Source organism: Streptomyces sp. NRRL S-37 (assembly GCF_000721605.1).
Taxonomy (GTDB): domain Bacteria; phylum Actinomycetota; class Actinomycetes; order Streptomycetales; family Streptomycetaceae; genus Streptomyces.
In genome coordinates this window covers 168,564-195,261 of record NZ_JOIZ01000006.1, presented here as the reverse complement: position 1 = coordinate 195,261, position 26,698 = coordinate 168,564, and the positions used below count along the sequence as shown (strand labels likewise).

Sequence of the window (26,698 nt, the reverse complement as noted above, 5' to 3'; positions counted from 1 at the left end):
CATCTGCGGGTTCCCGACGCCAACGGATACAGTCACGCCGAGGCTTCCACGGGGACAGGAGAGGGTCATTACCGCCAACCGGCAGACGAGCTGGGCGTTCTCCGACGCCTATGTCGCCGAGGACGAAGCGCTGCACCGGGCCCGTGACCGGGCCCGTGACGCGGGGCTGCGCTCGGTGTCGCCCGGCACGGGCGCGGCGCTGCGGCTGCTGGCCGCCAGCGTGGACGCCAAGGCGGTCGCGGAGATCGGCACCGGCTGCGGAGTCTCCGGGATCCACCTGCTGCACGGGATGCGGCCGGACGGGGTGCTGACCACGGTCGACCAGGAGCCGGAGCACCAGCAGTCCGCCCGCCAGGCGTTCCGCGACGCCGGTTTCGCCGGGAACAGGGCCCGTTTCATCCCGGGCCGCGCGCTGGACGTCCTGCCCCGTCTCGCGGACGCCGGTTACGACCTGGTCTTCTGCGACGGCGACCGGCACGAGTACCAGGACTATCTCGCCGAATCGTTGCGTCTGCTGCGCCCGGGAGGGCTGGTCGCCTTCGAAGGGCTCTTCGCGAACGGACGCACGGTGGACTCCGGACCGCAGCCGACCGAGGTGCTGCGCCTGCGGGAGCTGGTGCGGACCGTGCGCGAGAGCACGGAACTGGTGTCGTCACTGCTGCCGGTGGGGGACGGGCTGCTCTGCGCCGTCAAGCGGTGACCGGCGGACCCGGTCCGCGCGCCCTTCCGCCCGTACGCGAAACAGCCGCCCCGGCACCGCGTGCGGTGCCGGGGCGGCCGAAAGGGTATGGTCGCTTGCGCGTCAGCCGACGACCTTCTTGAGGGCGTCGCCGAGCGCGTCGGCCTCGTCCGGGGTCAGCTCGACGACGAGCCGACCGCCGCCTTCGAGCGGAACGCGCATGACGATGCCCCGCCCCTCCTTGGTCACCTCGAGCGGGCCATCACCCGTCCGCGGCTTCATGGCCGCCATGCTCGTTCCCCTTCCTGAAACCCGGCTAAACCGTCTGAGCCGACGGCCCACTGAAGGGCACCTGCGGTCCTTGAAGCAGGACACACGCCACCGGCATCGAACACATTGCTTCCAGGTCATTATCCCGCATGGCGGGACCCGATGACCAACATCGGTCGGCATCGCTTGGGCAACGCACGCGAGCAAAACCACTCAATTCGGCGATGTGACTGCGATACTGCGCCACCGCGCACACATCCGCCGATCGGAAACGGACAGGGATTGTTTGACGCAGGTCACACGTCGGCCACCCGCCACGGCCGGTGATCTCCGTCATGCTGTCCTGCAGACGGCGCCTACCGGCCGGTAGGCCCCGAGCCGCCACACGGAGGGATACGCCATGGCCGACACCGTGCTCTACGAGGTGAGCGACGGACTCGCGACGATCACGCTCAACCGCCCGGAGGCGATGAACGCGCTGAACGTCGCGGCGAAGGTCGCCCTCCGGGACGCGGTCCGGTCCGCCGCGGACGACGACGCCGTACGCGCCGTGCTGCTGACCGCGGCCGGGGACCGGGCGTTCTGCGTCGGGCAGGACCTCAAGGAACACATCGGGCTGCTGACCGAGGACCGGGAGACCGGTTCGGGGCAGACGATGAGCACGGTGCGCGAGCACTACAACCCGATCGTGAAGGCGATCGCCGGGGCCGCGAAGCCGGTGGTCGCGGCGGTGAACGGGGTCGCGGCGGGCGCCGGCTTCGGCTTCGCGCTGGCCGCGGACTACCGGATCGTCGCGGACACGGCGGCGTTCAACACCTCGTTCGCCGGGGTCGCGTTGACCGCGGACTCCGGGATCTCCTGGACGCTGCCGCGTGTGATCGGCCCCGGGCGCGCCACCGACCTGCTGCTCTTCCCGCGCAACGTCTCCGCGCAGGAGGCGTACGAGCTGGGCATCGCCAACCGGCTGGTCCCCGCGGCGGAGCTGCGCGCGGAGGCGGAGAACGTGGCACGGGCGCTGGCCGAGGGGCCGACGGTGGCGTACGCGGCGCTGAAGGAGTCCGTGGCGTACGGGCTGAGCCACTCGTTGGAGGAGGCCCTGGAGAAGGAGGACGAGCTCCAGACCCGGGCGGGCTCCTCGGAGGACCACGCGATCGCGGTGCGGGCGTTCGTGAACAAGGAGAAGCCGACGTATTCGGGGCGGTGAGCCCTCGCCCCTATAGGGGGCGGGCCTTTACCAGGGGCTCCGCCCCCGGACCCCCGTGTCGGCCCGAAGGGCCTCGTCCTCAATCGCCGGACGGGCTTTTTCTTGCCACGCACGTCTCCAGGTGGTCGTTGACCAGACCGCAGGCCTGCATCAGGGCGTACGCCGTGGTCGGGCCGACGAAGCGCAGGCCCCGTTTCTTCAGGGCCTTGGACAGGGCCGTCGACTCCGGGGTCACCGCGGGGACGTCGGCGAGGGTCTTCGGTGCCGGACGGCCGGCCGGGTCGGGGGCGTGGGACCAGATCAGGGCGTCCAGGTCGCCGGGCGCCCATCCGGCCAGCTCGCGCGCGTTGGCGAGCGTCGCGTCGATCTTGGCGCGGTTGCGGATGATGCCCGTGTCGGCCAGCAGGCGCTCGCGGTCGGTGTCGGTGAACTCCGCGACCTTCGCGATCCTGAAGCCGGCGAAGGCGGCGCGGAACCCGGGGCGGCGCCGCAGGATGGTGATCCAGGACAGGCCCGACTGGAACGCCTCCAGGCTGAGGCGCTCGAAGAGGGCGTCGTCGCCGTGGACCGGGCGGCCCCACTCCTCGTCGTGGTACGTCACGTAGTCCGCGGTGGACAGTGCCCAGGGGCAGCGCGGGAGGCCGTCCGGGCCCACGGGAGCGGCTGCCTCGCCGCTCACGACCGCTTCGTCGCTCACGGCTGCTCGTCCTCGTGGTGCGGGGCCGGCTTGTCCATGGAGACGCGGGCCGCGGCGGCGCGGGCGCCGGCCAGCGCGGACTCCAGGCCGGCGATCCGGTCGTCGCGCTCGGCGAGCTCCGCGCCGAGGCGGCCGAGGGCGTCGTCCACGTCGGCCATGCGGTAGCCGCGGGCGGCGAGCGGGAAGCGCAGGCCGTCCACGTCCGCGCGGCTGACCGGCCGGTCGGGCGGCAGGGTGTCCCGCAGGCGCTCGGGGGCCGCCTCGGGCAGCGGGGCGCTGTCGCCGCCGCCCACCACGGCGAGGGTCACCGCGGCGACCACGACGGCGAGCGCGACGACCAGGAACAGGAACATAACCATCGCCGGGGCCCCCACGGTCGGATGAGTCGGATGCGATTCGGAGTCGGATGTGTGGCTCCGATCGTGCCATGCGAGTCTGACAGTCGGGGCCTGACCTTCGGATCAACCCGACTCCGGGGTACAGAGCCTCGCACACACCGGTGAGCGGGCCGGGGTGATCCGGAGGACAGGCCCTCGGGCCGCCAGGTGTTCGTGAGGCGGCGCGAGGACGGGATCGCACGAGGAAGAGGAAGAGGTCACAGGGGATGCTCAGGCTGGGCAGGCGGGAATTCGCACCGCACGAGCGGGTCGTCATGGCGATCGTGAACCGGACCCCGGACTCCTTCTACGACCAGGGCGCCACGTTCCACGACGAGCCGGCGCTGACGCGGGTGGAGCAGGCGGTGGCGGAGGGCGCCGCGATCATCGACATCGGCGGGGTGAAGGCCGGGCCGGGCGAGGAGGTCACGGCCGAGGAGGAGGTGCGGCGGACGGTCGGCTTCGTCGCCGAGGTGCGGCGGCGCTTCCCGGACGTCGTGATCAGCGTGGACACCTGGCGGCACGAGGTCGGCGAGGCCGTGTGCGAGGCGGGCGCGGACGTGCTGAACGACGCGTGGGGCGGGGTCGATCCGCGGCTCGCGGAGGTCGCCGCGCGGTACGGGGCGGGGCTGGTGTGCACCCACGCGGGCGGTGCGCAGCCGCGGACCCGGCCGCACCGGGTGACGTACGACGACGTCATGGCCGACATCCTCGACGTGACCGTGGGGCTGGCGGAGCGGGCGGTGTCGCTGGGGGTGCCCCGGGAGTCGGTGATGATCGATCCGGGGCACGACTTCGGGAAGAACACGCGGCACAGTCTCGAGGCGACCCGGCGGCTGGGGGAGATGGTCTCCACCGGGTGGCCGGTGCTCGTCTCCCTGTCCAACAAGGACTTCGTGGGGGAGACGCTGGACCGGCCGGTGAAGGAGCGGGTGGTGGGGACGCTGGCGACGACGGCGGTGTCGGCGTGGCTGGGGGCGCGGGTGTACCGGGTGCACGAGGTCGCCGAGACCCGGCAGGTGCTGGACATGGTGTCGGCGATCGCCGGGGAGCGGGAGCCGGCTGTTGCTCGGAGGGGGCTGGCGTAGGGATTTTTTCGCCCCCGCCGCCCCTTCCCTTCCCGTCCTCCGGGGGCTCCGCCCCCGGCCCCCCGGCCTTTGCCCACCCGCCGCCCGGCTCGGTGCGTTGAAAAGGCGCCCTTTGAAAGACCTCTAGCGGCCCGCCTCCTTCGAGACCAGGGCCACCGCCTCGTCCACGTCGTCCGTGACGTGGAACAGCAGCAGGTCCTTCTCCGCCGCCTTGCCCTGGGCGATGACCGTGTGGCGGAGCCAGTCGACCAGGCCGCCCCAGTAGTCGGTGCCGAACAGGACGATGGGGAAGCGGGTGACCTTCTGGGTCTGGACCAGGGTCAGGGCCTCGAAGAGTTCGTCCAGGGTGCCCAGGCCGCCGGGCAGGACCACGAAGCCCTGGGCGTACTTGACGAACATCATCTTGCGGACGAAGAAGTACCGGAAGTTCAGGCCGATGTCGACGTAGGGGTTGAGCCCCTGTTCGAAGGGCAGTTCGATGCCCAGGCCGACCGAGACGCCCTTCGCGTCGCACGCGCCCTTGTTGGCGGCCTCCATGGCCCCCGGACCGCCGCCGGTGATCACCGCGAAGCCCGCGTCGACCAGGCCCCGGCCCAGCCGGACGCCCGCCTCGTACTCCGCCGAGTCCACCGGTGTGCGCGCCGAGCCGAAGACGCTGATGGCGGGCGGGAGTTCGGCGAGCGTGCCGAAGCCCTCGATGAACTCCGACTGGATGCGCAGCACCCGCCAGGGGTCGGTGTGGACCCAGTCCGTGGGCGCCCGCTCGTCCAGCAGCCGCTGGTCGGTGGTGCTCGCCTGCACCTGGTCCCGCCGGCGGAGGACCGGCCCCAGGCGCTTCTCCTCCGGCGGCTGCTGCTTCCCCTCGGGGTTGCCGGTAGCCATGTGCGCTCCCTCCGTCGTGCCGGTCGTTCCGCCTCAGCGTAGATCCACAGGGGTTACGTACGAGGGACCTGAGCATGTCCGGAACACAGCGGCGCAAACCCGGTCCGCGTCACGCCGTCAGCCAGGACCGCAGCCGCTCCTCCCCCGCGAGGATCTTCGCGGTGTCCACGCGCTCGTCCCGCTTGTGCGCCAGGTGGGGGTTGCCGGGACCGTAGTTGACCGCCGGGATGCCCAGTGCCGAGAAGCGGGAGACGTCCGTCCAGCCGTACTTGGGCTGCGGGGTGCCCCCCACCGCCTCGATGAAGGCGGCCGCGGCCGGGTGGGACAGGCCGGGCAGTGCCGCGCCGCTGTGGTCGTCGACGACGAAGTCCGTCACCCCGCAGTCCGCGAAGACCTCGCGGACATGGGCGAGGGCCTCCTCCTCGCTGCGGTCGGGGGCGTAGCGGAAGTTCACGGTGACGACGCACTCGTCGGGGATGACGTTGCCGGCCACTCCCCCGGAGATGCCGACCGCGTTCAGGCCCTCGCGGTACTCCAGTCCGTCGATCACCGGGTAGCGGGGTTCGTAGGCGGCCAGGCGGGCGAGGATCGGGGCGGCGGCGTGGATCGCGTTGGAGCCCATCCAGCTCCGCGCGGAGTGGGCGCGTTCGCCGGTGGTCCTCAGCAGTACCCGCAGGGTGCCCTGGCAGCCGCCCTCCACCTGTCCGTCGGAGGGTTCGAGGAGCACCGCGAAGTCGCCCTCCAGCCAGTCGGGGTGCGCCTCGGCCATGTGCTTCAGGCCGTTGAGGTCGGCGGCGACCTCCTCGTTGTCGTAGAAGACGAAGGTCAGGTCGCGGTTGGGCGTGGGGACCGTGGCCGCGATGCGCAGCTGGACGGCCACGCCGGACTTCATGTCGCAGGTGCCGCAGCCCCACAGCACGCCGTCGCCGTCGAGCCGGGAGGGGACGTTGTCCGCGATCGGGACCGTGTCGATGTGGCCGGCGAGGATCACCCGCTCCGGGCGCCCCAGCCGCGTCCGGGCCACCACGTTGTTGCCGTAACGGTCGACGGTGAGGTGCGGCAGGGCGCGCAGCGCGTCCTCGATCGCGTCCGCGAGCGGCTTCTCGGTGCCGCTGACGGAGGGGAAGTCGACGAGCCGCGCGGTCAGGCGCGCGGCGTCCAGCGTGAGGTCAAGCGGGGTGTCGGCCATGCCGTCGACCCTAGCGCGCCGGGCGTCCCGGCCACTGTCCGCACCTGGCGCACGAGGAACCGTACTCTCCAGTACCTTGTACGCGTGTCAGAGCCGTCACTTCCTTCCAAGCGCACACGCCGTGGCCGTTTTCTCCGCTGGAGTGCGGGCTTCGCGGTCCTGTCCGCGGTCGCCGGATACGTCGTGGTCCAGTACGACACCGGCCGCGCGGGCGCTCCCGGCTGCAAGGTCGTCTCGGGCAAGGGCGACGGGGCGATGTACGAGTTCACACCCGAGCAGGCGGTGAACGCGGCGACGATCACCGCCGTGGGCACCGCGCGCGAGCTGCCCGAGCGGGCGGTGACGATCGCGCTGGCGACCGCGCTGCAGGAGTCGGCGCTGCGCAACATCGAGCACGGCGACCGTGACTCGCTGGGCCTGTTCCAGCAGCGTCCCTCACAGGGCTGGGGCACGCCGGAGGAGATCATGGACCCGACGTACGCGGCGGGGAAGTTCTACGAGCACCTGGAGGAGGTGCCGGGCTACACCCGGCTGCCGCTCACCGTCGCCGCGCAGCGGGTGCAGCGCAGCGGCTATCCGCAGGCGTACGCCAAGCACGAGCCGGACGCCGCGCTGCTGGCCGCCGCCCTCACCGGGCGCTCGGCGGCGACGCTGACCTGCGAGGGCCGGCCGGCGGCGACGCGGGCGGCGGGCGCGGACGCGGTGCGGGCGGCGCTGGCGCGGGACTTCGGGCGGGACGCGCTGGAACCGGCCGGTGCGGAGGTGGGGGCCGCGTCCTCGCCCTCCCCCTCACCCTCGCCCTCGGTGAGCGCCGCTCCGGTGGAGTCCGGCGGGGGGACCGTGCGGCTTCCGGTCACCGTCGAGGAGGGCGCCGATGCCGGGGCGCGTGGCTGGCAGTTGGCCCACTGGGCCGTGGCCAACGCTTCCGAGCTGCGCATAAGGCGGGTGTCGTACGCGGGGCGGGAGTGGACGGCCGGGCACACCGACAGCCGGTGGCGGCCGGTGGACGGCAAGAACACGGAGGGCTCGGGGGCCACGGGCGGTGCGGGGGTCGTGACCATCACGACGATGCCGTAGCGCGTCCGCGCGGGAGGACGACCGTGCAGGCGTGCGGGGAGTCACCCGCAGGCGTCATGCGGGCGTCGTGTACGGCCGATAATGCGACGCATTGCCAACTCTTTGCGTTGCCCCGCCGCAACCTTCCCGGCGGTCGGACGGTAGTCACGGCGTCAGCGTTCTCTCCCGTCGAAGGAGCACCATGTCCCTCCCCCTGACCCGTCGGATCGCCCGTGCCGCGCTGCTCGTCGCTGCGGGAGCGGCCGCCGGGGTCGGCGCGGCCGGTTCCGCCAGTGCGGCTCCGGCGCTGCCGGCCGCGCCGGACCTCGGCGGGCTGACCGCCGTGGACGGGGCCGCCGGCGACACCGTGGACGATGTGACGCGGGACGTCACGAAGACCACGGGTGGCGCCGACAAGGTGGCGCCGGCGGCCGGCAAGACCGTGAAGAAGACCGCCGGGTCCCTCACCAAGGGTGCACCCGTGAAGGGGCTGCCGGTCGGCTGAGGCCTGGCCTGCGGCCGGCCTGTCACGACGACGGGGTCTGGGGTGTGTTCCCAGGCCCCGTCGTTCACGTCGGTGCGGTGAACGTGTGCCGGGCGGTGGCCCGGCGTTGGTGGGCTGTGCCCACCCTCCCCCATTGCCCGAAAGGCATGGGAGGTACCCCCATCGCCCTGCGGAACGACTGCCCACAGCCAGGCCGGGGCAGGCGGGTCCGCAGTCAGGCCGGCCGGCTCAGGGTGTCAGGCGGGTCACCGCGGCCTGGACGCGTTCGTCCGTCGCGGTGAGGGCCACGCGGACGAACTTCTCGCCCGCGGGGCCGTAGAAGTCGCCGGGGGCGACCAGGATGCCCCGGTCGGCGAGGTGGGCGACCGTGGTCCAGCAGGACTCGTCGCGGGTCGCCCACAGGTAGAGGCTGGCCTCGCTGTGCTCGATGCGGAAGCCGTGCCCCAGCAGGGCCTCGCGCAGGGCGGTGCGGCGGGCCGCGTAGCGCTCCCGCTGGACGCGGACGTGCTCGTCGTCGCCCAGGGCCGCGACCACGGCCGCCTGGGTCGGCGCGGAGGTCATCATCCCGCCGTGCTTGCGGATCTGCAGCAGCGGACCGAGGACCGCCGGGTCGCCGGCCAGGAACGCGGCGCGGTAACCGGCGAGGTTGGACCGCTTGGACAGGGAGTGGACCGCGACGATCCCGTCGTACGACCCGCCGTTGACGTCGGGGTGCAGCACCGAGACCGGGTCGGCCTCCCAGCCCAGCTCGATGTAGCACTCGTCGGAGAGGACGAGGACGCCGTGCTCGCGGGCCCAGGCGACGATCCTCGTCAGCTCCTCCTTGGACAGCACCCGGCCCGTCGGGTTGGACGGGGAGTTCAGCCAGAGCAGCTTCAGGTTCGCCGGGTCCAGCTCGGTGGGGTCGTCGTACGCCACGTGGTCCGCGCGGGCGAGGCGGGCGCCGACCTCGTACGTCGGGTAGGCCAGGCGCGGGAAGGCGACCTGGTCGCCGGGGCCGAGTCCGAGCTGGGTGGGGAGCCAGGCGACCAGTTCCTTGGAGCCGACGACCGGCAGGACGTGGTGGTGGGTGACCCCGCGGGCGCCCAGCCGGCGCTCCGTCCAGCGGGTGAGCGCGTCGCGCAGTTCCGGCGTGCCCCAGACCGTGGGGTAGCCCGGTGAGTCCGCCGCGGCGATCAGGGCCTTCTGGACGGGCTCGGGCACCGGGTCGACGGGGGTGCCGACCGAGAGGTCGACGATGCCGTCGGGGTGCGCGGCGGCCGTCTTCTTGTACGGCTCCAGCTTGTCCCAGGGGAAGACGGGCAGCCGGTCGGAGACTGCGGACACGGTCACGGGCTCACTTTCTGATCCGGTAAACGCCTCGGTCCCGTACGGCGATCGGGAGGATCGGACCGTACGGGACCGGGGCGGCACGTCGATGCGGGGCCGTCTCCGGCGGGACGGCTACGCCTGCGGCGGCAGCGCGGCGATGAACGGGTGGTCCCGCTCGATCAGACCCAGCTTGCTGGCGCCGCCGGGCGAGCCGAGCTCGTCGAAGAACTCGACGTTCGCCTTGTAGTAGTCCTTCCACTCCTCCGGAGTGTCGTCCTCGTAGAAGATCGCCTCGACCGGGCAGACCGGCTCACAGGCACCACAGTCGACGCATTCGTCCGGGTGGATGTACAAGGACCGCTGGCCCTCGTAGATGCAGTCGACCGGGCACTCCTCGATGCACGCCTTGTCCTTCACGTCGACACAAGGCTGCGCGATGACGTAGGTCACGCTGTCGTTCCTCCTCGATAGGGCGCTGGCGGGCCTCCTCAGGCTCCGCCGCCTGGCGCGCGGGAGCGCGGCGTCGTCGATGCCCGCCCCTAGTATCTCCGTTCTTGGGCATGATCCGAACAGGAGGGGTGAACTGACCTGTGGAAATCTCTGCCGCCGGGCGCCTCGAGGTCCGTATCACCACTGCTGACGTGGGAAAACGGGTCTCCGTACGGTGCTTGATCGAACATGGCCCCTCGGGTGAGAGGTTCACCGACACGGTCGGTGTTCTCACATCATGGGACAACGGTGTGCTGCGGATCACAAGGAAGAACGGCGAGAGTGTCCGCATCGCGGAGTCCTCGCTGGTCGCGGGCAAGGTAGTCCCGTCCGCCCCGGCGCGGCGCCGGGGTCCGGCGGCCTCGTACGAGGAGCTGGCCCGGGTCTCCGCGCGGGCGTGGCGGCCAGTGGAGAACGAGCGGCTGGGCGAGTGGGAGCTGCGCGCCGCCGAAGGGTTCACGCGGCGGGCCAACTCCGTCCTGCCGCTCGGCGACCCGGGCGTGCCGCTGGACGACGCGCTGACGGCCGTACGCCGCTGGTACGCCGCGCGGGGGCTGCCCGCGTACGTGCAGACCGCGACCGGCGCCGAGGGGGCGCAGGAGCCGCTCTGCGCGGAGCTGGAGCGGCGGGGCTGGGTGCGGGAGGTGACCGCCGAGCTGTGGACGGGTCCGCTGGCGCCGGTCGCCGACCTGGGCGGGGAGCCGTCCGGGGTCGTGCTGTCGCGGGAGGCCGACGAGGCGTGGCTGGCCCGGTACCGGCGCAAGGGGGTGGGCGAGGTGGCCCTGCGGGTGCTGGGGAGCGGGCCTTCGGTGTGGTTCGCGACCGTGCCCGGCGACGACGCTCCGGCCGCCATCGGGCGGTGTGTCGTGGACGGGCGGTGGGCCGGGTTCGCGGCGGTCGAGGTGGACCCGGCGCGGCGGCGGCGAGGGCTGGCGACGGCCGTGATGGCGGCGCTGGCCCGGCGGGCGCTGGACGAGGGCGCCTCGGCGGCCTGGCTCCAGGTCGAGGAGGACAACGCCGGGGCACGGGCGCTGTACGACCGCATGGGCTTCGCCGCACACCACGCGTACCACCACCACCGCGCTCCGGAATCGTCGGCTCCGGCGGGTGAGGGAGCGCCGTGAGCGGGCACGAACCGGGTATGCGCGCTCCACGCCCCCCGTCGCCCGAGCGCTCCGCCGAACTGCGCCGGCGGTTCGCCGAGGAGGCCCGCTGCGAGCGGCCGGACCTGACCACGCTGTGCCTGCTGGTCGGCGCGGAGGCGGACGGCACGCTGGACGAGGCGGGCATGGACGCCGTGGAGGTGGAGCTGGACCGGCTGGCCGGTGAGCTGCCCTACCGGCCCGGTTCGCCGTACGCGTGGGCGCGGGCGCTGCGGGAGCTGCTGGGCGAGCGGTACGGCTTCCACGGCGTTCCGGACGACTACCGGCGGCTGGAGTCGTCGCTGCTGCACGAGGTGGTGCGGCGGCGGCGCGGGCTGCCGATCCTGCTGTCGGTGGTGTGGATGGAGGTGGCCCGGCGGGCGGGTGCGCCGGTGTACGGGGTGGCGCTGCCGGGGCACTTCGTCGTCGGCTTCGGGGAGGCGGAGGGGCAGGTGCTCGCCGACCCCTTCGACGGGGGCCGGGTGCTGACCGGCGCCGACGCGGAGCTGCTGGTCACCGGGGCGACGGGGGCGCCGCTGGACGCGTCGATGCTGACGCCGGCGGGGACGCTGGACGTCGTCCTGCGGATCCTGAACAACGTCCGGGCGTGGTCGGCGGCGCGTCCCGAGCACTCCGGTGTGGGGCTGTGGGCGGTGGACCTGTCCCTGCTGCTCCCCTCGCACCCGGCACGGCTGCGCTACGAGCGGGCGCAGCTGCTGGTGCGGCGCGGTGACTTCCGGGACGGCGCGCGGGAGCTGGAGGCGTACGCGGAGACGGTGGCGGCGGTGGACGGGCCGGCGGCGGAACGGATCCGGGGCCAGGCGCAGGCGGCGCGGGCACTGCTCAACTAGGAAGCGGGCGCCCGGTGGATCACCGGGCGCCCGCTTTTGGACGTCGCGTCAGCTCGGGTCCGTGTCGATGACGGCGACGCGGTCGGTCTTGCTGGTCAGCGCCAGGCGCAGGGCGCCGTAGACGTCCTGGGGGGTGACCGGCGTCTTCTTGCCGTTGCCCCGGGTGATGAGGACCCCGTCGAACGCCTGGCCGTACAGCTCCTCCAGGGCCTTCAGGTCGGGCTTCTCCGCCAGCTTGCCGTCGACGGCCTGGACCCCGAGGAACTTCCACAGCGAGTTCTCGGGGCTCAGCGGGACCGAGTGCGCCGCGTCGGTCTGCACGGTCGCGATGCCCGACATCGCCGGCTCGGCGAACTCCTTCATCATCCGGTCGACCTCGGCCTTGGTGACCTTCGGCTGCTGGGCGGTCGTCGGGACGTTCACCGTGGCGGACTTCCCGGTCTCGACCTGGGTGCGGTACGCCTCCGCCACCACGTCGGCCGCCTTGGCGACGTCGATGCCCTGGCCGCCCTTGGGGTACACCGGGACGGCCTTGCCGGACTCGAACTTGATCGAGCCCTCGACCATCGAGCCGGAGCCGCCCGCGGCGGCCTCCAGGGCGGCCTGCAGCTTCTCCTCGTCGACGGGCATGACCGGCTCGACGACGCGTTCGTTGCCGATGAGGGAGCCGATCACGTTGACCGGGTTGTAGTCGCTGCCCGCGGCCCCGCCGACGGTGGCGTCGGTGTCGAACTGCAGGCCCGCGTTGTCCGGCTCCAGCTCGACGGTCTTACCACCGACCGACAGCTTCAGCGGCTGGTTCAGCCGGTCGTCGAGGGCCGCGTCGAGCTTCTTCACGGCCTCGTCGCGGGTGCCGCCGCCGATGTCGACGCCGAGCACGGTGGTGCCCTTCGGGACGTCGGAGCGGTTCATCAGCAGTCCGGCGCCGTAGGCGACACCGGCGAGGAGGACCACGCAGCCGCAGAGCAGGACGAGCTTGTTGCGCCCCTTCTTCTTCGCCGGCTTCGAGGAGCTCGCCGGGGGCGTGGAGACCGGCTCGGGCAGCTTCGGGGGCGTGTGCGGCCGCGGGCCGTCGGCCGGGGTGCCGGGGGCGTTGAAGTCCGCGCCCGGCGGGACGACCGGGATGCCGCTGGTGACGGTGTGCCCGGAGACGTTGTCGTGGCGGGGGCCGTAGCCCGGGGTGCCGGGCTGGGCGGGCCGCTGCGGGGTGAGGATCGCGGTGTCGTCGCTCAGACCGCCGCCGGGGGCGCCGGGGCCGCCGCCCTGGCCGGTGAAGCCGGCGGGGGCGCCCTGGGACGCCTGGGCGCCGGGGCGTGCCGGGCGTGCGGGGGCACTCCGGCCCGCCTGACCCGCCTGACCCGCCTGACCGGACTGGGCACCGGGGCGGACCGGGAGGGCGGGGAGGCCCGAACCGCCGGGGACGGCGGGAGCGCCGGAGCCCTTGCCCGTCTGGCGGGCGACCGGACTCGAGCCGGTCGCCGGCCCGGTGGTCGGGCCCGTGGGGCCCTGCGGGCCGCGCCGGCCGGGCCGGGGCGCCTCGTCCGCGAAGAACGGCAGGTCGTCGCGGCGCGGCTCGTCGCCGTGCCCCGTCCCCGGACGGGTGCCGGGGCCCGCGGGCCCGGCGGCCAGTGCCTCGGTCACGTCGAAGGAGCCGGTGCCGCCACCGTGCCCGGGGGCCACGGGTCCGCCGGTCGCACCGGTCGCGCCGGTGGGTCCGGAGCCCCGCGTGCCGCCGGGAAGGGAACCGCCCGGCGCGCCCGTGGAGCCGACGCCGCCGCCCGGCCGCGCGCCACCGGGCGCGGAAGGGGCCTTCGGGGCGCCGCCCGCGGCGGGGCCCGAACCGCTCGGCGCGCCCGCGCCGTTGGCGGAGCCGCCGGCCGGACCGCCCTTGCCCCCGCCCGACTTGCGCGGCGCGAACCAGTCGCTGGCCGGCTTCTCCTCGGCCGCCGGCCGGTCGGACCCGTCGGGCTGTGCGGGCTGGGCGGGAGACTCGGCCACGTCGGCGGCCGGAGCCGGGGACGGCGCCGCCGCCTCGGCGTCGGTGGTGCCGCTCTTGCCCTCCGCGTCCGCGACGGGCTTGCGGACGACGACCGGCGGAATGGGCCGCGATCCGGGGATGTTGATGCGGACCCGCGTGGTCAGCGTGGTCTCGGTCTTGCGTTCCTCCGGCCGCGCGGCCGAACGGCCCGCGTCCGTACCCGCGTCCGGAATCGCCGGAATCCCGTAGGGCGGCGTGCCCGACGGGTAGGCGGCTCCGCCGCGCCCGTCGGGCCCGGAGGACGGAGTGTCAGTTTCACGACTCAAGGCAGGTTCTCCCGGTTGGCTCCGCCGCCCGTCACGACCTCACGGTGGGAGTCCTCCCAGCTCGGGCGAAGCCGAGGGTTCGAGGGAGGCTCGGCGGCGCGCACCACCTTACTGGCCCTGTCCGGCCCGTATCCCAGTACCGCCGGGGAAACCCACACCGGACCCGCACGCCCGTGACGTGGCGAAGTGGTACGTCACTTGCCAAGTCGGGCGGGAGGGCCGTCCGGTTGCCGTCCGGAGAAGAGGGTGGCGCAGATCACAGCCACGGCGATGCCGCCGAGGAGGAAGAGATAGGAGCCGCCGCCCGCGGCGAACAGGAAGTCGCCTTCCGGGCGGCTGGTGGTGAGCAGGATGACGACGAGGGTCCAGCCGCCGGCGGCCCAGCCGCCCCCGGCCCGGCTGCGGAGCGCGCGGGTGGCCCCCAGGACCAGCCCCGCCTCGGCGGCGAGGGCGAGCAGCAGCCCGCCGGGGAACCACGCGGGCTGCACCAGCGCCCCGGCCGTACCGACCACGGCGCCGAGCAGGAACAGCCCCAGGCAGGCGACGACCCGCCCCGCGGAGGGCGGTCGCAGCGGCTGGGCGAGCACGGAGGGCGACCGGTCGCTCACGGCGCCTCCCCGATCCCGGCGAACAGGTCGCCCTCCCGCTCTCCGGGACGCCCGCCGCGCACCAGCTCGTAGTACTCGGTGGTGAAGAGCGGCTGGGCGAGTTCGTTGGAGAGCACGAAGTACGGTTCGGCCACGGTGATCTGGGTGGCGTGGGCGCGCATCGCAGCGGCCTTGGCGGCGGCGTACGCGGTGCCGTCGATCGCGGTGGTGATCTGCTCGTCGTCGACGACACCCGGTACGTCGCCGACGGCGGCCGCCTTCTCGAAGGGCAGGCCGGGCAGGTCGCCGTCGAGGCGGGCGAAGGCCTGCTCGGCGACGGAGCGGGGCACCCGGTTCCAGTAGACCTTGGGGATGTCCCACCCTCCGTCGGCGGCGAGCTCGACGGCGCGCATGGCGACGCGGTGGGCCTGGATGTGGTCGGGGTGGCCGTAACCGCCGTCGTCGTCGTAGGTGACGAGGACCTGGGGGCGGATCTCGAGGATCACCTCGGCGAGCAGCCCCGCCGCCCGGTCGACGTCGGCCTGCCAGAAGCAGCCGGGGTCGTCGTTGTCGGGGAGCCCCATCATCCCGGAGTCGCAGTACCGCCCGGCCCCGCCGAGCAGCCGGACGTCCTCGACCCCCAGCGCCCGCATCGCGTCCTTCAGCTCCCCGAGCCGGTGTCCGCCGAGGGCGGCCCCGCTCAGGTGCCTCAGTCCGGGCGGGATGACCTCGCCCCGCTCACCGAGCGTGCAGGTGACCAGCGTCACATGGGCGCCCTCGGCGGCGTACCGCGCCATGGTCGCGCCGTTGTTGATCGACTCGTCGTCCGGGTGGGCGTGCACCAGCAGCAGACGCCGGTCGGGGAGTTCCGTCATGGGTTCCACCCTATGAGGCGCGGGGCCCTCCACGCCCGCACCCCGGACGCCCGTCATTCTGTTCCGCCCCTCCCGTCGGGCGGGCCGCGGACACGGCGTGGTCACCTTCCTCCCCTACTGTCCGCCCCATGACCTCGGACACCCACGGATCCACCGCACAACTCGACGAATATCGCAGCCACTTGGGCCTTGCGAAGCAGGCCGGCGCCCGCAAGGCCATCCGGGAACTCGTCTTGATCAGCGACGGCGGGGAGGCGCTCGAACTGGCCGCCCGGTTCACACCGACCGCCGCGTACAGCTCCGACGCGCTGCTGCGGTTATGGCCGACGGCCGCCGACCCGGACGGCTTCTGCGAGCATCTGCTCGCCCCGGCCTTCGCCCAGGAGGAACGGACCGGGCTGCGGCTGCGCCGCATGACGTCGCTCCGGGGCCTGCGCCACCTCACCACGCTCCGCACGCTGGAGATCGACCGCTGCAAGGAGGTGACGGACCTCACCGAACTCGGCGCCCTCACCGGACTGACCGGTCTCGACCTGAACGGCTGCACGGGCGTCGAGGACCTCGCACCCCTGGGCCGCCTCACCGCACTGACCCGGCTCGGCCTGCGCCGGTGCCGGACCGTGGAGGACGTCACACCGCTGCTGACGCTGAGCCGGCTGCGTGAGCTGGACCTGAGCATGACCAGGGTGCGTTCCACTCAGGGGTTCGACGCGGCGTTCCCCGTTCTGGAGAAGCTGACACTCCGCGGCTGCCGGTCCTTCAAGGACACACGGCAGTTGTCCGGGCTGACCCGGCTCACCGTCCTCGACCTCGGCTGGACCGGCATCCGTGACCTGGCCGGGCTGCACGACGTCCCCGCGGTCACCGAGCTGGACCTGCGCAACTGCGGCCAACTGCGCAGTCTGCGGGGCATCGACGCGCTGACCGCCCTCAGCCGCCTGGTGATCGAGGACTGCCCCCGGCTGAGGACGGTCGACGGACTCGGCGCGCACCCCCACCTCCAGAGGGTCCGCATCGAGGGCTGCCCCGAACTGACCGACGTGAGCGCGGTGTCCCACCTGACGCGGATGAGTTCACTGACGATCCGCGGGTGCGAGCGGATCACGTCTCTCGAGGACGCCAAGGAACTCGCCACCCTGGTGTCGGTGAGCCTCGAGGACTGCGCCGCGCTGAGGGACTTCTCCGCCCTCGCCACCCTGCCCCGCCTCGAACGCCTGTACGTCGTCGGGTGCAACCGGCTGCACAGTCTGGAGGCTCTGGGCAGCCTCCCCCGCCTGACCGAGTTGCAGGTCAGCGGGTGCCGCCTGCTGCGCTCCCCCGGTGACCTCGGCGGCCTGCCCGCACTGTGCAAGCTGCGCATCGAGAACTGCCCCTCCCTGACCGACCTCGACCACCTCGGCGGCCTCCCGTCACTGGACAAGCTGTACGTGGACGAATGCCACGCCCTCGGGAACGTCGACGGCCTGGCCGGCTCCCCGGCGTCCGAGGTGGTCCTCCGCCGGCTGCCGGCCCTGAAGTCGCTGCGCGCCCTGGGCACGTGCGAGGGGCTGCGGACCCTGTACCTCTCGGAGTGCTCACGGGTGACGGACATCCCCGCCGGGCCCTTCGAGAAGCTCGCGGTGGGTCACATGTCCTGGAAGGACCTCTCCCGCCTGGCGGGCCAGAAGCAGCTCCGCACCCTGGACGTCGCCCATCTGACCGAGCTGGAGGACATCGGCGCCGTGACCGGCATGCCCGGCCTCGTCAGGATCGACCTCTCCCACTGCTACGCCCTCGAGGACTGCACCGCCCTGTTCGAACTGCCGTCCCTGAAGACCGCCAGGGTGCCCTTGCGGATGAGTCTCCGTACCCGTCAGGACCCGCCCCACCCCCTCGTGGCCGAACTCACGGCCCGCGGGGTGACCGTCCCGAAACCCTGACCCTCCGGGCGTCCCCCTCGGAATCGATCACCCGGCCCTGAGCACGTCCCTTGGGAGGCGCTCCGTCGCATGTCGTCGGATGCGATGGTCATGGCGCCCGCTCCTCGTCGTCTGTGCCCAGGGGCAAGGATCGTCACGTTCATGCTAGGCGGCCTCCTGGAGGCCGGTCCGGCAGGCGCGGCAGCGGCCGGGGTGGGGTGCGCGGAAGGCGCGGTCGCAGCCGTCGCAGTTCTGCAGGGGGTGCCGTACGGCCGGCGGGGCGGCCGACGCACGGAACGGGGGCGGGGGCGGGAGCTGGGCGGCGAGGCGGTGGGCCAGGAAGGCGGCGGGACGGCGTACGCCCTCAGGCGGCAGGTCGGCGGTCAGCGCGCGGCGTACGGCGGCGGGGGTGACGTCCCGCTCCAGCCAGGCGGCGACGCCGGGGGCCAGGTGGGCCGCGTCACCGGTGGAGAGGAGCAGCCGGGGCTCGTGGCGGTGGAGGTCCGCGAGGAGATCGGTGGCGGCCCGGAACAGCGCGGGGACGTTGCACGCGGGGCGCGGTACGGCGGGGAGAGGTTTGCGGGGCGCGCGCCGCTCACGTGTCTCCTGCGGTCCGCGCCCTTCGCAGACCTCCTGCGGTGCGCGCCGCTCCCTCGTCTCCTGCGGTCCGCGCTCTTCACAGGCCTCCTGCGGTGCACGCCGCTCCCTCGTCTCCTGCGGTCCGCGCTCTTCACAGGCCTCCTGCGGTGCACGCCGCTCACGCGTCTGCTGTGGTGCGCGCTCTTCGCAGGGCTCCTGCGGGTGCGGGTGCGGCTGTGGTTCCGCCGCTGCCGAGGGTCCCGGCCGGTCGACGGCCCGGGAGGGGGCCTCGGGGTGCGGGCGGGCCGCGGTCGGCTGGTTGCACGAGATCGTGCGGGTCACGAGGCGGCCGGTGGAGGTGCGGACGCATTCGCGGCGCAGGTAGCCGTGGAGCTCCAGCTCGCGCAGGGTGGCGGCGATACGGGTGGCCCCCTCGGGGAACCGGGCGCTGAGGCTCTTGATGTCGCCCGAGGAGCCCTCGGGCAGCGACTGGAGGTGTACGCCGAGCCCGATGGCGAGGAGCGAGAGCAGCTACAGCAGCGGCAGTGAGGGCGACTCGTGCGTGGAGATCGCGGCTGAGCCCGGCACCGTCCACGTCCGCGACTCGAAGAACGTCGAAGGCCCCCGGCTGGCCTTCGCCCCCGCCGCGTGGGCCGGTTTCCTGCCGTACGCGGTCGAGGGCTGATCCAGCGGGCCGCTTACGGAGCTTGGCCGGGGACGCGGAACAGGCCGAAGGTCCCCGGTCGGCGTCACCTTGCCGTGACGCCCCGCCGCCGGAGAAGCCCCACTTCGCCGAAAGCGTGAGCAGTGGGCAGAGCAACGTCATCCAGACGCTCAAACGAGCAGGCTGAAGACAGTAAGGGCCAAGATGCTCACGGTTTTCGTCGTCGACCTGTACCGGCCGTTCCGGAACGGAGGCTGAGAGGTTCATCAGTCGCCGGGCGTAGGTCCCTCGCCTCATGCGTGTCCTGAGCCTGCTGGTTAAGGTCGGCACCCATGCAGACCACGGGGATCGTCCGCCGCCAGGCGGCGGAGCGTAGGCGCGACACTCTGGAACGGCTCGCCACCGAACGGGATGTATGGGTGTCGACAGCACATCCCGATCACGGGCCGCACCAGGTGCCGCTGTGGTTCCTGTGGGACGGGCGAGCGGTGTGGGTGTGCACCAGTGCCACTACCGCGACCGCGCGGAACGTCCGCGAGGAGCCGCGCGTGCGCCTGGCGCTGCCGGACACCCTCGACGTGGTGCTTCTCCAGGGTGAGGCGGAATGCTTCTCGGACCAGGACGTGCCCGAAGACGCGGCCGAGGCGTTCGCCGCCAAGTTCGGGTGGGACCCGCGTACGGAGGAAGGTTCCTTTCTGTACGTGCGTGTGGTGCCGAGGAGCGTGCGCGCTTGGCGCGGCGAACCGGAACTACGCGGCAGAGTGATCATGCGCGACGGGACGTGGCTGGAGTAACGGCCGTCGCTGACCGACGCCCCTCTCCCCACCAGCAAACTCACGATCTACGGCTGGAGCACCAGAACACCTGACACGAGATCGTGAGGTCATGGGGTCGACAGCTGACCTCACGGCGGTACAAGCGGAAGTCGGCCCGCCCAGTAGCGCTGCGCCACACACGCGACAGTCCCAGTGTCAGTGCCGTCTGAGACCGTACGGTCCGTGATCTCAATCCCCGGTCGGACCAAGTCGGGGGTGCTCGGTGTCAGCTCCTGACGAGAGCCTCTCGAAACCCTCCACCACGACCCACGCAGTCGCCTCGCGCCAAGCACCTGGCGAGCCGCGGGACAAGGGCCGGTTACCCCGCTCCTACATGCTGTGGCTGGCCGGGATCCTGGTGTCCCTGGCAGGCAACTCGGTTTTCTACTTCGCCCTCGGCTGGGCCGCCAGCGAGCACGGCGGCACGGTCGCAGGACTGACTCTGAGCGCCATCACGCTTCCCCGCGTCCTTCTCCTGCTCCTCGGTGGCGCGGTCAGCGATCGATTCAGCGCGCGCCGCGTACTGATCGCGGGTGACGCGGCGATGCTGGCCTTCTCTCTCGTCCTGGCCGCGGTCGCCTACCACCTGGGAGCCCCGCCCGTCCTGCTCATCACAGCGGGTATAGCCGTCGGTGTCGTCGACGCCTTCTACCTGCCGGCCTCCGGATCCATGCCTCGCCGCTTGGTGGAGAAGGAGCAGCTCCCCCGCGCACTGTCTCTCCGGCAGATCGGCGGCCAGGTCGTCAACATGGGAGGCGGTCCGCTCGGCGGCGTACTCGTCGGCCTCGCCGGACTGGCAGGCGCTGCTCTGGTCAACGCCGTCACCTTCGCCCTCACCCTCACCGTGCTCGTCGTCGTCCGGCCACGCCACCACGTGCCGCCCACAAGGGCGTCCAGTCTCCTCAAGGACGCGATGGACGGTGTGCGCGTGGCGTTCTCCCATCCCGTGCTGCGACCGGGGCTGTGCCTCACCGGAGCCGCAGCCGGCTTTCTGCTCCCTGTACTCCCCTTGCTCCTCCCCCTTCTCGCACGCCAGGAGCAGTGGGGCGCGGGAGCCACCGGGCTCGCGATAGGAGCGCAAGGAGTCGGCATGGTGGCGGTCACCGCGGTTGTCGTGAAGCGTGGACCGATGGGCCGGCCGGGGCTCCTGTCGGCAAGCGCGCTGGTGCTTGCCGGGCTGGGAGTACTCGCACTCGCACTCGCGCCCGGCGTGGCGGAAGCGACGGCCGCTTCCCTGGTGATCGGCATCGGGAACGGGATGTTCTCCGCCCACATCGCGCCGCTGATCCTCACAGCGACTCCTGAAAGCCACCTGTCTCGTGTGCAGGCCGTACTCGTACTCGTCCAGAGTCTCGCTCTGCTGCTCATGAACAACCTCCTCGGCACACTCGCAGACCTCGAAGGTCCGACAGTCGTGACTGCCGCCTGCGCCACCATGCTCGTCGGCGCAGGGCTGCTGGGATTGACCTCCGGCCCGCTTCGCAAGGACCGAACCGGTCTTCCACCCCGATTGGACCCGGTCAGCACTCCGAGCACCTGACGCACTCGACACGGGCAGCCCCGGCAGAACACCGGCCCCGATCCTGGCTCTTATGCGCTTGAGGTGTCTTTTCCATGGCTCCGCAGTGGGGTGGCCGAAGGCATCCGTCGGGCGAACTGATCAGCCTGCCGCCATGGTTGCGGACGGCTGGGATGCGACGCGTGCCTGGGTGGAGAAGGGACTCACCGAGGCGGAGCACATCGAGGATGCCGTGCGGTTGCGCGGCGGTTGGACGTCGGAGATGCGCCGTCTGGACGTCTGTGGGCCGGCAGGTCGACGCGCGCTGGTCCTGCGGTCCTTCGTCAAGCCCTTCTTCGTCCGGCACGCGGAGGGCCTGCTGAACCGCGAGGCAGCCGTTCTGCGTCTGCTCGGCGGCACGGATGTACCCGCGGCCGCGCTGGTGGCCGTGGACGCGACAGCGCAGTACTGCGATCACCCCTCCTTGCTGATGTCCCTGTTGCCCGGGACCGTGCGCCTGAGCGACAAGGGGGCCGACCGGCGTGCCGAACTACTGGCCCGCCAACTGCTGCGTATCCACCAGGTGTCGGTGACCGCGGAGACACGACCGCGCGCGTATCAGGCGTGGACCTCTTCCGAGCGGGTGAGCCTGCCCGAAGACACCGAGCGGCCTGAGCTGTGGCAATGGGCCGTGGACGTGATCCGCCGCGAGCCCCCGGCCCACCGGGCCTGTTTCCTGCACCGGGACTTCCATCCCGGCAATGTCCTCTTCACAGGCGACGGCGACGGGCTGCGGGTCAGCGGCGTCGTCGACTGGGTGGAGACCTCGTGGGGGCCGGCAGACCTGGACGTAGCCCATTGCTCGACGGCCCTCGCCCTGCTGCACGGGGTTTCCGCGGGCATGCGGTTCGCGGACCTCTATGTCGCGGCGGGAGGGACGCTGGCCGAGGATTCCGCTTCTCATCTCTACTGGCGCCTGCTGGACGCCTTGGCCTTCGCTCCGGAGGCGGAGAAGGTCGCCGTCCCATGGCGAGAGGTGGGCCGTGCCGATCTGACCCCCACCCTGCTGACCAGGCGGCTGGAGGAATACCTTCAGGCGCTCTTCGCGCGCTGTGCCTGAAGCGGGACCGGCGGCCTGCGGCCAAGGGCACGGGCCGTCATGCTGCCGGTCACCCGGGGCGTACGACGAGTCGGCCGCGTTCGCATCACCCGTCTTCCGGGCGAGCCGGGATCACAGGGGTACGACGGGTTCACCTCGTGATCCACAAGCCCATCAGGCGACGCTTGACGTGTCAGCCCCTGAGATGGCTTGCCCAAAGACAGAGGGCACCCCCTCAGACGTCCCGGAGTCGCCGGAACGGCCGGTCCGCCTCCAGGGCGAACGCCAGCTCCAGCAGCGTGCGTTCGGCGCCCGGGCGGGCGGAGAACATGACGCCGATGGGCAGTCCGTCCGGTGTCGTGCTCGCGGACGGCAGTGAGAGCGACGGTGTGCCGACGACGTTGTCGACCGGGGTGAACGCCACGTAGTTCAGGAGCCGTTCGATCAGCGTGGCGTACGGGACGGTCGGGCTCAAGTGGCCTATCGGCGGGGTGGTGTGGGCCAGGACCGGGGAGAGGATCAGGTCGAGGCCGCGGAACCCCGCCGCGTACGCCTCACGTGTGCGCTTCAGCCGGCGCAGTACGGCCGGCGTGGTCCGCCAGGCCCTCACGTACGTCTCGCGCAGGCCCCGGCTCAGCCCGTCCATGCGGCGGCGGTCGAAGTCCGCGCCCAGCGTTCTGCCGGTGACGCCGATCAGGAACGACAGCAGGCCCCAGTACGTGAGGAAGTCGTCCGTGAAGTGCGGGTCGATGGAGAGTTCCACCGGTTCCACGGTGTGGCCGAGCCGTTCCAGGCGCTCGGCCGTCTCCGTCACCGCCGCCCGGGTGTCCGCGTCGGAGCGGACACCGTTCGGGGAGTCCAGCAGGAATCCGATGCGCAGGCGGCGCTCCGAGGGGCCCTCGACGAGGCCGACGGGCGGCAGCTTCGGGTTGCGCCAGTGCTTCTCCGCGGCGGCCAGGAACGCCGCGCTGTCGCGCACCGAGCGGCTCACGACGCCGTCGACGACGAGGTCGACGGGCAGTCGGCGGCCCTGCTCGTTCGCCACCATCCGGCCGCGGGTGGGCTTCAGGCCGACCAGGCCGCAGCAGGCGGCGGGGATGCGGATCGATCCGCCGCCGTCGTTGGCGTGCGCGATCGGGACCGCTCCGGCGGCGACGAGCGCCGCGCTGCCGCCGGACGAGCCGCCCGCCGAACGGCCCGTGTGCCACGGGTTGCGGACGGGCTCGGCGTCCTCGTACTCCGTGGTGGGGCTGAAGCCGAACTCGGGCAGCCGGGTCTTGCCGAGCACCGTGACGCCGGTGCTCAGGAACTGGCGGACGAACGGGGCGTGCCGCCGGGCGGCGCGGGGTGCGAACGCGGCGCTTCCATGGCCCGTCGGCAGTCCCTGGTAGTCGGTGTTGTCCTTCACGAAGGTCGGCACCCCGGCCAGGAGGCCACCGGAGTCGGAGCCGTGTGCCGGGACGTCGAGGTGCGTCTGGACCGCGTTGAGCCGGGGCTCTACGGCCTTGACCCGGGCCGCCGCGTCCCGGGCCGCCTCGGCGGCGCCGACCTCGCGCCGGCGGATCGCGCGGGCGAGGCCGACCGCGTCGTGGTCGCCGAGGGCGTCGTCCCGGAAGACGTGCACCCTGGTCCGCGCCTCGCTCTGTTCTTCGGAAGTCGTCACCGTCGGCTCCGCCCCTGAACGCGTGGATGAGTGCCCGCCATCATTCCCTACCCGCGAGTAACAGGCGAGGGGCCGTCAAGCACGAGTCGGCCGGTCCACCGTCCCCCGAGAGGCCCCGCCCCAACCGCCCACGGAGTCCGGGACGGGACTCCAGCCGCACCCCAGAACGCGCCTCGGGGCCCGGCGGAAGGCAGGACGGAAACGGGCACGCCGAAAGAGCGGGCAGGACACGCCCCCCCGCCGGCTCCCGCGACACACCTCGGAACCCGGCCGGAAGACAGGACCGAAACGGGCATGCCGGAGGAACGGGTGGGACGTGGACTCCGGCTGGGTCCCGGGACGTGCCTCGGGACCCGGCCGGAAGACGGAACGGTCGCTCAGAAGTTGATGCTGCCGATCATCCCCGCGATGTTCGTCGTCAGCTCGCTGATGGTCGGGGCGATCGTCGACGAGGCGAGGTAGAAGCCGAGCAGCATGCACACCACGGCGTGCCCTGCCTTCAGGCCCGACTTCTTGATCAGCAGGAAGACGATGATCGCCAGCAGCACCACCGCCGAAATCGAGAGTGCCACGGCGGTTCACCTCCAAAGATCCCAGGGCGCGGGGGTAAGGGAGACGTAGGAACATGGGGGCAGGTAAAGCGACACAGCAGCCAGCAGGTTCATACCCACTATGCGCTAACGATCATAACTATCCGTACGTGCGCATCTGTCGGCGCACAGCCGCACAAGGGGGCGCATGGCCAATATGGTCAGGGCATGACGACCGAGACCGACTCCTTCCCCCGGCGGCACGCCCGCACCCTCCGTTTCACCCTCGGCGCGCCGCGTTCGTTCAGCGTGGCTCCCGACGGCTCGCGTGTCGTGTTCCTGCGCTCCGGTTCCGGTACGGACCGGGCCAATTCGCTCTGGGTCCTCGACACGGAAGGGGGCGGGGAACGTGTGGCGGCCGACCCGCGCGCCCTCCTGGGCGGGGCCTCCGAGAACCTCTCTCCCGAGGAGCGCGCACGGCGCGAGCGGAGCCGTGAGGGCGGCGCCGGCATCGTCGGCTACGCCACCGACGCGGCCGTCGAGTTGGCGTCTTTCGCCTTGTCAGGGCGGCTTTTCACGGCCGAACTGCGGGCCGGGACGGCACGCGAACTGCGCGTACCGGGACCCGTGATCGACCCGCGTCCGTCGCCCGACGGACGGTACGTCGCCTACGCCTCCCGGGGCGCGCTGCGCGTCGTGGGGGCCGAAGGGACGGACGAACGGGCCCTCGCCACCCCGGAGTCGGAGAACGTCATCTACGGTCTGGCCGAGTTCGTCGCGGCCGAGGAGATGGGCCGCTCGCGGGGCTTCTGGTGGGCTCCGGAGTCGGACCGGCTGCTGGTGGCGCGCGTGGACGACACGCCGGTACGGCGCTGGTGGATCTCCGACCCGGCACATCCGGAACGGGAGCCGCAGCGGGTGGCGTACCCGGCGGCGGGCACCCCGAACGCGGACGTCCGGCTGTTCGTGATCGACCTCGACGGAGCGCGCACCGAGGTCTCCTGGGACCGGGCGCGCTACCCGTATCTGGCGCATGTGCACTGGTCAGCGGCGGGTGCCCCGCTGCTGCTGGTCCAGGCGCGCGACCAGCGCGCCGCACTGATCCTGGCCGTGGACCCGGACTCCGGGGCGACCCGGATGGTGCACGCCGACGAAGATCCGATTTGGCTGGAACTTTTCCCCGGGGTGCCGTGCTGGAGCCCTTCCGGGCAGTTGGTCCGGATCGCGGACGAGGGGGGTGCGCGACGACTCGCCGTCGGTGAACGACCGCTCACCGGAGCGCAGTTGCACATCCGTGCCGTCCTGGACGTCTCCGACGACGACGTGCTGGTCTCGGCGTCGGCGGGCGAGGAGGCGGCCGGCCCCGAGATCGGTGAGGTGCACGTCTACCGGGTGAACGAACTCGGCGTGGAGCGCGTCTCGCAGGAGCCCGGTGTGCACTCGGCGGTACGTGCCGGGGGTGTGACCGTACTCGTCTCGGCGGTCCTGGACCGGCCAGGTTCACGGGTCCAGGTGCTGCGTGACGGGAAACCGATGGCGACTGTCCCGTCGTACGCCGAAGACCCCGGTATGTCCCCCCGCGTGACGCTGACCCAGGGGGGCGCACGCCGAATTCCGTGCGCCGTGCTTATGCCCCGGGACTACGCCGGTGACAGTCCTCTGCCGGTGCTCATGGATCCCTACGGCGGTCCGCACGGGCAGCGGGTGCTCGCCGCCCACAACCCGCACCTGACCTCGCAGTGGTTCGCCGACCAGGGGTTCGCGGTGATCGTCGCGGACGGGCGCGGGACGCCGGGCCGCTCGCCCGCCTGGGAGAAGTCCGTCCGGGACGACATCGCCGCCCTCGTCGTCCAGGACCAGGTGGACGCCCTCCAGGCACTCGCCGCCGACTTCCCGCTCGACCTGGACCGGGTCGCCGTCCGGGGCTGGTCCTTCGGCGGCTACCTGGCGGCCCTCGCCGCCCTGCGCCGGCCCGACGTCTTCCACGCGGCCGTGGTGGGCGCCCCGGTCACCGATCTGCGCCTGTACGACACCCACTACCAGGAGCGCTACATCGGCCACCCGGACGAACAGCCGGAGGTCTACCGCCGCAACTCGGTGATCGACGACGCGGGCCTGGTCGACGCCGCCGGACCGCACCGCCCGATGATGATCATCCACGGCCTCGCGGACGACAACGTGGTGGTCGCCCACTCCCTGCGGCTCTCCTCCGCGCTGCTGGCGGCCGGCCGCCCGCACGAGGTGCTGCCCCTGTCCGGTGTCACCCACATGACCCCGCAGGAGGAGGTCGCCGAGAACCTGCTCCGGCTCCAGCTCGGCTTCCTCAAGCGCTCACTGGGGCTCACAAACGGGGACGAACCGCGTTAACACACACGCAACTTGACGGAAGCGGTACCGATATACGGACACGGCACGCTGATCAGCGTACGGCCGTGCGGGTGCCGTA

General features: G+C 72.4%; 26 protein-coding genes. 13 read left to right on the top strand and 13 right to left on the bottom strand.

The features are described from left to right. The first annotated feature begins 1 nt into the window (after window position 1). A complete protein-coding gene (locus tag IH50_RS0111455; protein ID WP_078913950.1) occupies window positions 2-700 on the top strand; it encodes an O-methyltransferase in 699 nt (232 codons plus the stop codon). A gap of 102 nt (window positions 701-802) precedes the next feature. Here IH50_RS0111455 and IH50_RS39600 read toward each other — a convergent pair whose 3' ends face one another. After that, complete coding sequence (locus IH50_RS39600) at window positions 803-970, bottom strand: DUF3117 domain-containing protein (protein ID WP_003966491.1); 168 nt, start codon at window positions 968-970, stop codon at window positions 803-805. 379 nt (window positions 971-1,349) lie between these two features. Between IH50_RS39600 and IH50_RS0111445 the strand changes: the two genes are divergently transcribed. Next, window positions 1,350-2,153 carry an enoyl-CoA hydratase/isomerase family protein gene (locus tag IH50_RS0111445; RefSeq protein WP_030860087.1) on the top strand — a complete coding sequence of 268 codons (804 nt, stop codon included), beginning with the start codon at window positions 1,350-1,352 and terminating at the stop codon, window positions 2,151-2,153. A gap of 79 nt (window positions 2,154-2,232) precedes the next feature. Here the strand turns inward: IH50_RS0111445 and IH50_RS0111440 are convergent, their stop codons facing one another. Together IH50_RS0111440 and IH50_RS0111435 are read right to left on the bottom strand one after the other, a co-directional pair. Next, window positions 2,233-2,850: a DNA-3-methyladenine glycosylase I gene (locus tag IH50_RS0111440; RefSeq protein WP_420709048.1), complete on the bottom strand. Its 618-nt coding sequence runs from the start codon at window positions 2,848-2,850 to the stop codon at window positions 2,233-2,235. Beyond that, window positions 2,847-3,203 carry a DivIVA domain-containing protein gene (locus IH50_RS0111435; RefSeq protein ID WP_030860083.1) on the bottom strand — a complete coding sequence of 119 codons (357 nt, stop codon included), beginning with the start codon at window positions 3,201-3,203 and terminating at the stop codon, window positions 2,847-2,849. The genes IH50_RS0111440 and IH50_RS0111435 overlap by 4 nt, the downstream gene beginning before the upstream one ends. A gap of 251 nt (window positions 3,204-3,454) precedes the next feature. On the opposite strand from IH50_RS0111435, the gene folP reads away from it, so the two are divergent. Beyond that, a complete protein-coding gene (gene folP / locus IH50_RS0111430; protein ID WP_030860081.1) occupies window positions 3,455-4,315 on the top strand; it encodes a dihydropteroate synthase in 861 nt (286 codons plus the stop codon). A gap of 123 nt (window positions 4,316-4,438) precedes the next feature. On the opposite strand, the gene IH50_RS0111425 is transcribed toward folP, so the two are convergent. Together IH50_RS0111425 and dapE are read right to left on the bottom strand one after the other, a co-directional pair. Further along, a complete protein-coding gene (locus IH50_RS0111425; RefSeq protein WP_030860079.1) occupies window positions 4,439-5,197 on the bottom strand; it encodes a TIGR00730 family Rossman fold protein in 759 nt (252 codons plus the stop codon). 109 nt (window positions 5,198-5,306) lie between these two features. Further along, on the bottom strand, window positions 5,307-6,386 hold the full coding sequence (gene dapE, locus IH50_RS0111420; protein WP_030860077.1) for a succinyl-diaminopimelate desuccinylase: 1,080 nt from the start codon (window positions 6,384-6,386) through the stop codon (window positions 5,307-5,309). Between the two features lie 84 nt (window positions 6,387-6,470). Here dapE and IH50_RS42005 point away from each other — a divergent pair, with 84 nt between their 5' ends. Both IH50_RS42005 and IH50_RS0111410 read left to right on the top strand, forming a co-directional pair. Then, window positions 6,471-7,463, top strand: coding sequence for a heavy metal transporter (locus tag IH50_RS42005; RefSeq protein WP_078913932.1), 993 nt, complete (start codon window positions 6,471-6,473; stop codon window positions 7,461-7,463). Window positions 7,464-7,644: 181 nt separating this feature from the next. Further along, on the top strand, window positions 7,645-7,947 hold the full coding sequence (locus IH50_RS0111410; protein ID WP_030860072.1) for a hypothetical protein: 303 nt from the start codon (window positions 7,645-7,647) through the stop codon (window positions 7,945-7,947). 228 nt (window positions 7,948-8,175) lie between these two features. On the opposite strand, the gene IH50_RS0111405 is transcribed toward IH50_RS0111410, so the two are convergent. Next, complete coding sequence (locus IH50_RS0111405; protein ID WP_030860069.1) at window positions 8,176-9,273, bottom strand: bifunctional succinyldiaminopimelate transaminase/glutamate-prephenate aminotransferase; 1,098 nt, start codon at window positions 9,271-9,273, stop codon at window positions 8,176-8,178. A gap of 117 nt (window positions 9,274-9,390) precedes the next feature. Beyond that, on the bottom strand, window positions 9,391-9,708 hold the full coding sequence (fdxA, locus tag IH50_RS0111400) for a ferredoxin (RefSeq protein WP_004926152.1): 318 nt from the start codon (window positions 9,706-9,708) through the stop codon (window positions 9,391-9,393). Between the two features lie 140 nt (window positions 9,709-9,848). Here fdxA and IH50_RS0111395 point away from each other — a divergent pair, with 140 nt between their 5' ends. Then, window positions 9,849-10,871: a GNAT family N-acetyltransferase gene (locus IH50_RS0111395; RefSeq protein WP_078913931.1), complete on the top strand. Its 1,023-nt coding sequence runs from the start codon at window positions 9,849-9,851 to the stop codon at window positions 10,869-10,871. 17 nt (window positions 10,872-10,888) lie between these two features. Next, window positions 10,889-11,740 (top strand): transglutaminase-like domain-containing protein, encoded by an 852-nt coding sequence (locus IH50_RS0111390; RefSeq protein ID WP_030860064.1) that lies wholly within the window; start codon window positions 10,889-10,891, stop codon window positions 11,738-11,740. Between the two features lie 48 nt (window positions 11,741-11,788). Here IH50_RS0111390 and IH50_RS0111385 read toward each other — a convergent pair whose 3' ends face one another. The 3 genes from IH50_RS0111385 to mshB all read right to left on the bottom strand — a co-directional run bounded on the left by IH50_RS0111385 (window position 11,789) and on the right by mshB (window position 15,506). Then, the gene (locus IH50_RS0111385) at window positions 11,789-14,044 is read right to left on the bottom strand and encodes a hypothetical protein (RefSeq protein ID WP_030860062.1); all 2,256 of its coding nucleotides are present in this window, start codon (window positions 14,042-14,044) and stop codon (window positions 11,789-11,791) included. A 194-nt stretch (window positions 14,045-14,238) separates the two neighbouring features. Next, window positions 14,239-14,652, bottom strand: a complete 414-nt coding sequence (locus IH50_RS0111380; protein ID WP_030860060.1) for a DUF6113 family protein — start codon at window positions 14,650-14,652, stop codon at window positions 14,239-14,241. Then, window positions 14,649-15,506, bottom strand: a complete 858-nt coding sequence (gene mshB, locus IH50_RS0111375; RefSeq protein ID WP_030860058.1) for an N-acetyl-1-D-myo-inositol-2-amino-2-deoxy-alpha-D-glucopyranoside deacetylase — start codon at window positions 15,504-15,506, stop codon at window positions 14,649-14,651. Before mshB ends, IH50_RS0111380 begins: the two co-directional genes overlap by 4 nt. Before the next feature lie 128 nt (window positions 15,507-15,634). Here mshB and IH50_RS0111370 point away from each other — a divergent pair, with 128 nt between their 5' ends. Then, the gene (locus tag IH50_RS0111370; RefSeq protein ID WP_158801193.1) at window positions 15,635-17,425 is read left to right on the top strand and encodes a leucine-rich repeat domain-containing protein; all 1,791 of its coding nucleotides are present in this window, start codon (window positions 15,635-15,637) and stop codon (window positions 17,423-17,425) included. 144 nt (window positions 17,426-17,569) lie between these two features. Here IH50_RS0111370 and IH50_RS39595 read toward each other — a convergent pair whose 3' ends face one another. Further along, the gene (locus tag IH50_RS39595; protein WP_078913930.1) at window positions 17,570-18,514 is read right to left on the bottom strand and encodes a hypothetical protein; all 945 of its coding nucleotides are present in this window, start codon (window positions 18,512-18,514) and stop codon (window positions 17,570-17,572) included. Here IH50_RS39595 and IH50_RS37600 point away from each other — a divergent pair. The 4 genes from IH50_RS37600 to IH50_RS0111345 all read left to right on the top strand — a co-directional run bounded on the left by IH50_RS37600 (window position 18,495) and on the right by IH50_RS0111345 (window position 22,080). Further along, on the top strand, window positions 18,495-18,668 hold the full coding sequence (locus tag IH50_RS37600; protein WP_037872301.1) for a DUF397 domain-containing protein: 174 nt from the start codon (window positions 18,495-18,497) through the stop codon (window positions 18,666-18,668). The two genes, IH50_RS39595 and IH50_RS37600, sit on opposite strands and share 20 nt — an antisense overlap. Before the next feature lie 311 nt (window positions 18,669-18,979). Then, window positions 18,980-19,441 carry a pyridoxamine 5'-phosphate oxidase family protein gene (locus IH50_RS0111355; RefSeq protein WP_030860052.1) on the top strand — a complete coding sequence of 154 codons (462 nt, stop codon included), beginning with the start codon at window positions 18,980-18,982 and terminating at the stop codon, window positions 19,439-19,441. Window positions 19,442-19,796: 355 nt separating this feature from the next. Then, a complete protein-coding gene (locus tag IH50_RS0111350) occupies window positions 19,797-21,002 on the top strand; it encodes an MFS transporter (RefSeq protein ID WP_051767266.1) in 1,206 nt (401 codons plus the stop codon). A 133-nt stretch (window positions 21,003-21,135) separates the two neighbouring features. Beyond that, the gene (locus IH50_RS0111345; protein WP_051767265.1) at window positions 21,136-22,080 is read left to right on the top strand and encodes a phosphotransferase family protein; all 945 of its coding nucleotides are present in this window, start codon (window positions 21,136-21,138) and stop codon (window positions 22,078-22,080) included. A gap of 214 nt (window positions 22,081-22,294) precedes the next feature. Here IH50_RS0111345 and IH50_RS0111340 read toward each other — a convergent pair whose 3' ends face one another. Further along, a complete protein-coding gene (locus IH50_RS0111340; protein ID WP_030860046.1) occupies window positions 22,295-23,722 on the bottom strand; it encodes an amidase in 1,428 nt (475 codons plus the stop codon). A gap of 377 nt (window positions 23,723-24,099) precedes the next feature. Further along, window positions 24,100-24,294 carry a hypothetical protein gene (locus tag IH50_RS0111335; protein WP_030860044.1) on the bottom strand — a complete coding sequence of 65 codons (195 nt, stop codon included), beginning with the start codon at window positions 24,292-24,294 and terminating at the stop codon, window positions 24,100-24,102. Window positions 24,295-24,480: 186 nt separating this feature from the next. On the opposite strand from IH50_RS0111335, the gene IH50_RS0111330 reads away from it, so the two are divergent. Beyond that, on the top strand, window positions 24,481-26,619 hold the full coding sequence (locus IH50_RS0111330) for an alpha/beta fold hydrolase (protein ID WP_030860042.1): 2,139 nt from the start codon (window positions 24,481-24,483) through the stop codon (window positions 26,617-26,619). Window positions 26,620-26,698 lie beyond the last annotated feature (79 nt).

What these genes read in the sequence shown, in the direction of transcription:
- IH50_RS0111410 (WP_030860072.1), top strand. Translation starts at nt 7,645, where the DNA reads ATGTCCCTCCCCCTGACCCGTCGGATCGCCCGTGCCGCGCTGCTCGTC.
- IH50_RS0111435 (WP_030860083.1), bottom strand. Translation starts at nt 3,203, where the DNA reads ATGTTCCTGTTCCTGGTCGTCGCGCTCGCCGTCGTGGTCGCCGCGGTG.
- mshB (WP_030860058.1), bottom strand. Translation starts at nt 15,506, where the DNA reads ATGACGGAACTCCCCGACCGGCGTCTGCTGCTGGTGCACGCCCACCCG.
- IH50_RS0111345 (WP_051767265.1), top strand. Translation starts at nt 21,136, where the DNA reads ATGGTTGCGGACGGCTGGGATGCGACGCGTGCCTGGGTGGAGAAGGGA.
- IH50_RS0111370 (WP_158801193.1), top strand. Translation starts at nt 15,635, where the DNA reads ATGACCTCGGACACCCACGGATCCACCGCACAACTCGACGAATATCGC.
- folP (WP_030860081.1), top strand. Translation starts at nt 3,455, where the DNA reads ATGCTCAGGCTGGGCAGGCGGGAATTCGCACCGCACGAGCGGGTCGTC.
- IH50_RS39600 (WP_003966491.1), bottom strand. Translation starts at nt 970, where the DNA reads ATGGCGGCCATGAAGCCGCGGACGGGTGATGGCCCGCTCGAGGTGACC.
- IH50_RS0111355 (WP_030860052.1), top strand. Translation starts at nt 18,980, where the DNA reads ATGCAGACCACGGGGATCGTCCGCCGCCAGGCGGCGGAGCGTAGGCGC.
- IH50_RS0111445 (WP_030860087.1), top strand. Translation starts at nt 1,350, where the DNA reads ATGGCCGACACCGTGCTCTACGAGGTGAGCGACGGACTCGCGACGATC.
- IH50_RS0111330 (WP_030860042.1), top strand. Translation starts at nt 24,481, where the DNA reads ATGACGACCGAGACCGACTCCTTCCCCCGGCGGCACGCCCGCACCCTC.
- IH50_RS37600 (WP_037872301.1), top strand. Translation starts at nt 18,495, where the DNA reads ATGGCGAGGAGCGAGAGCAGCTACAGCAGCGGCAGTGAGGGCGACTCG.
- IH50_RS0111350 (WP_051767266.1), top strand. Translation starts at nt 19,797, where the DNA reads ATGCTGTGGCTGGCCGGGATCCTGGTGTCCCTGGCAGGCAACTCGGTT.
- dapE (WP_030860077.1), bottom strand. Translation starts at nt 6,386, where the DNA reads ATGGCCGACACCCCGCTTGACCTCACGCTGGACGCCGCGCGCCTGACC.
- IH50_RS0111390 (WP_030860064.1), top strand. Translation starts at nt 10,889, where the DNA reads ATGCGCGCTCCACGCCCCCCGTCGCCCGAGCGCTCCGCCGAACTGCGC.
- IH50_RS0111425 (WP_030860079.1), bottom strand. Translation starts at nt 5,197, where the DNA reads ATGGCTACCGGCAACCCCGAGGGGAAGCAGCAGCCGCCGGAGGAGAAG.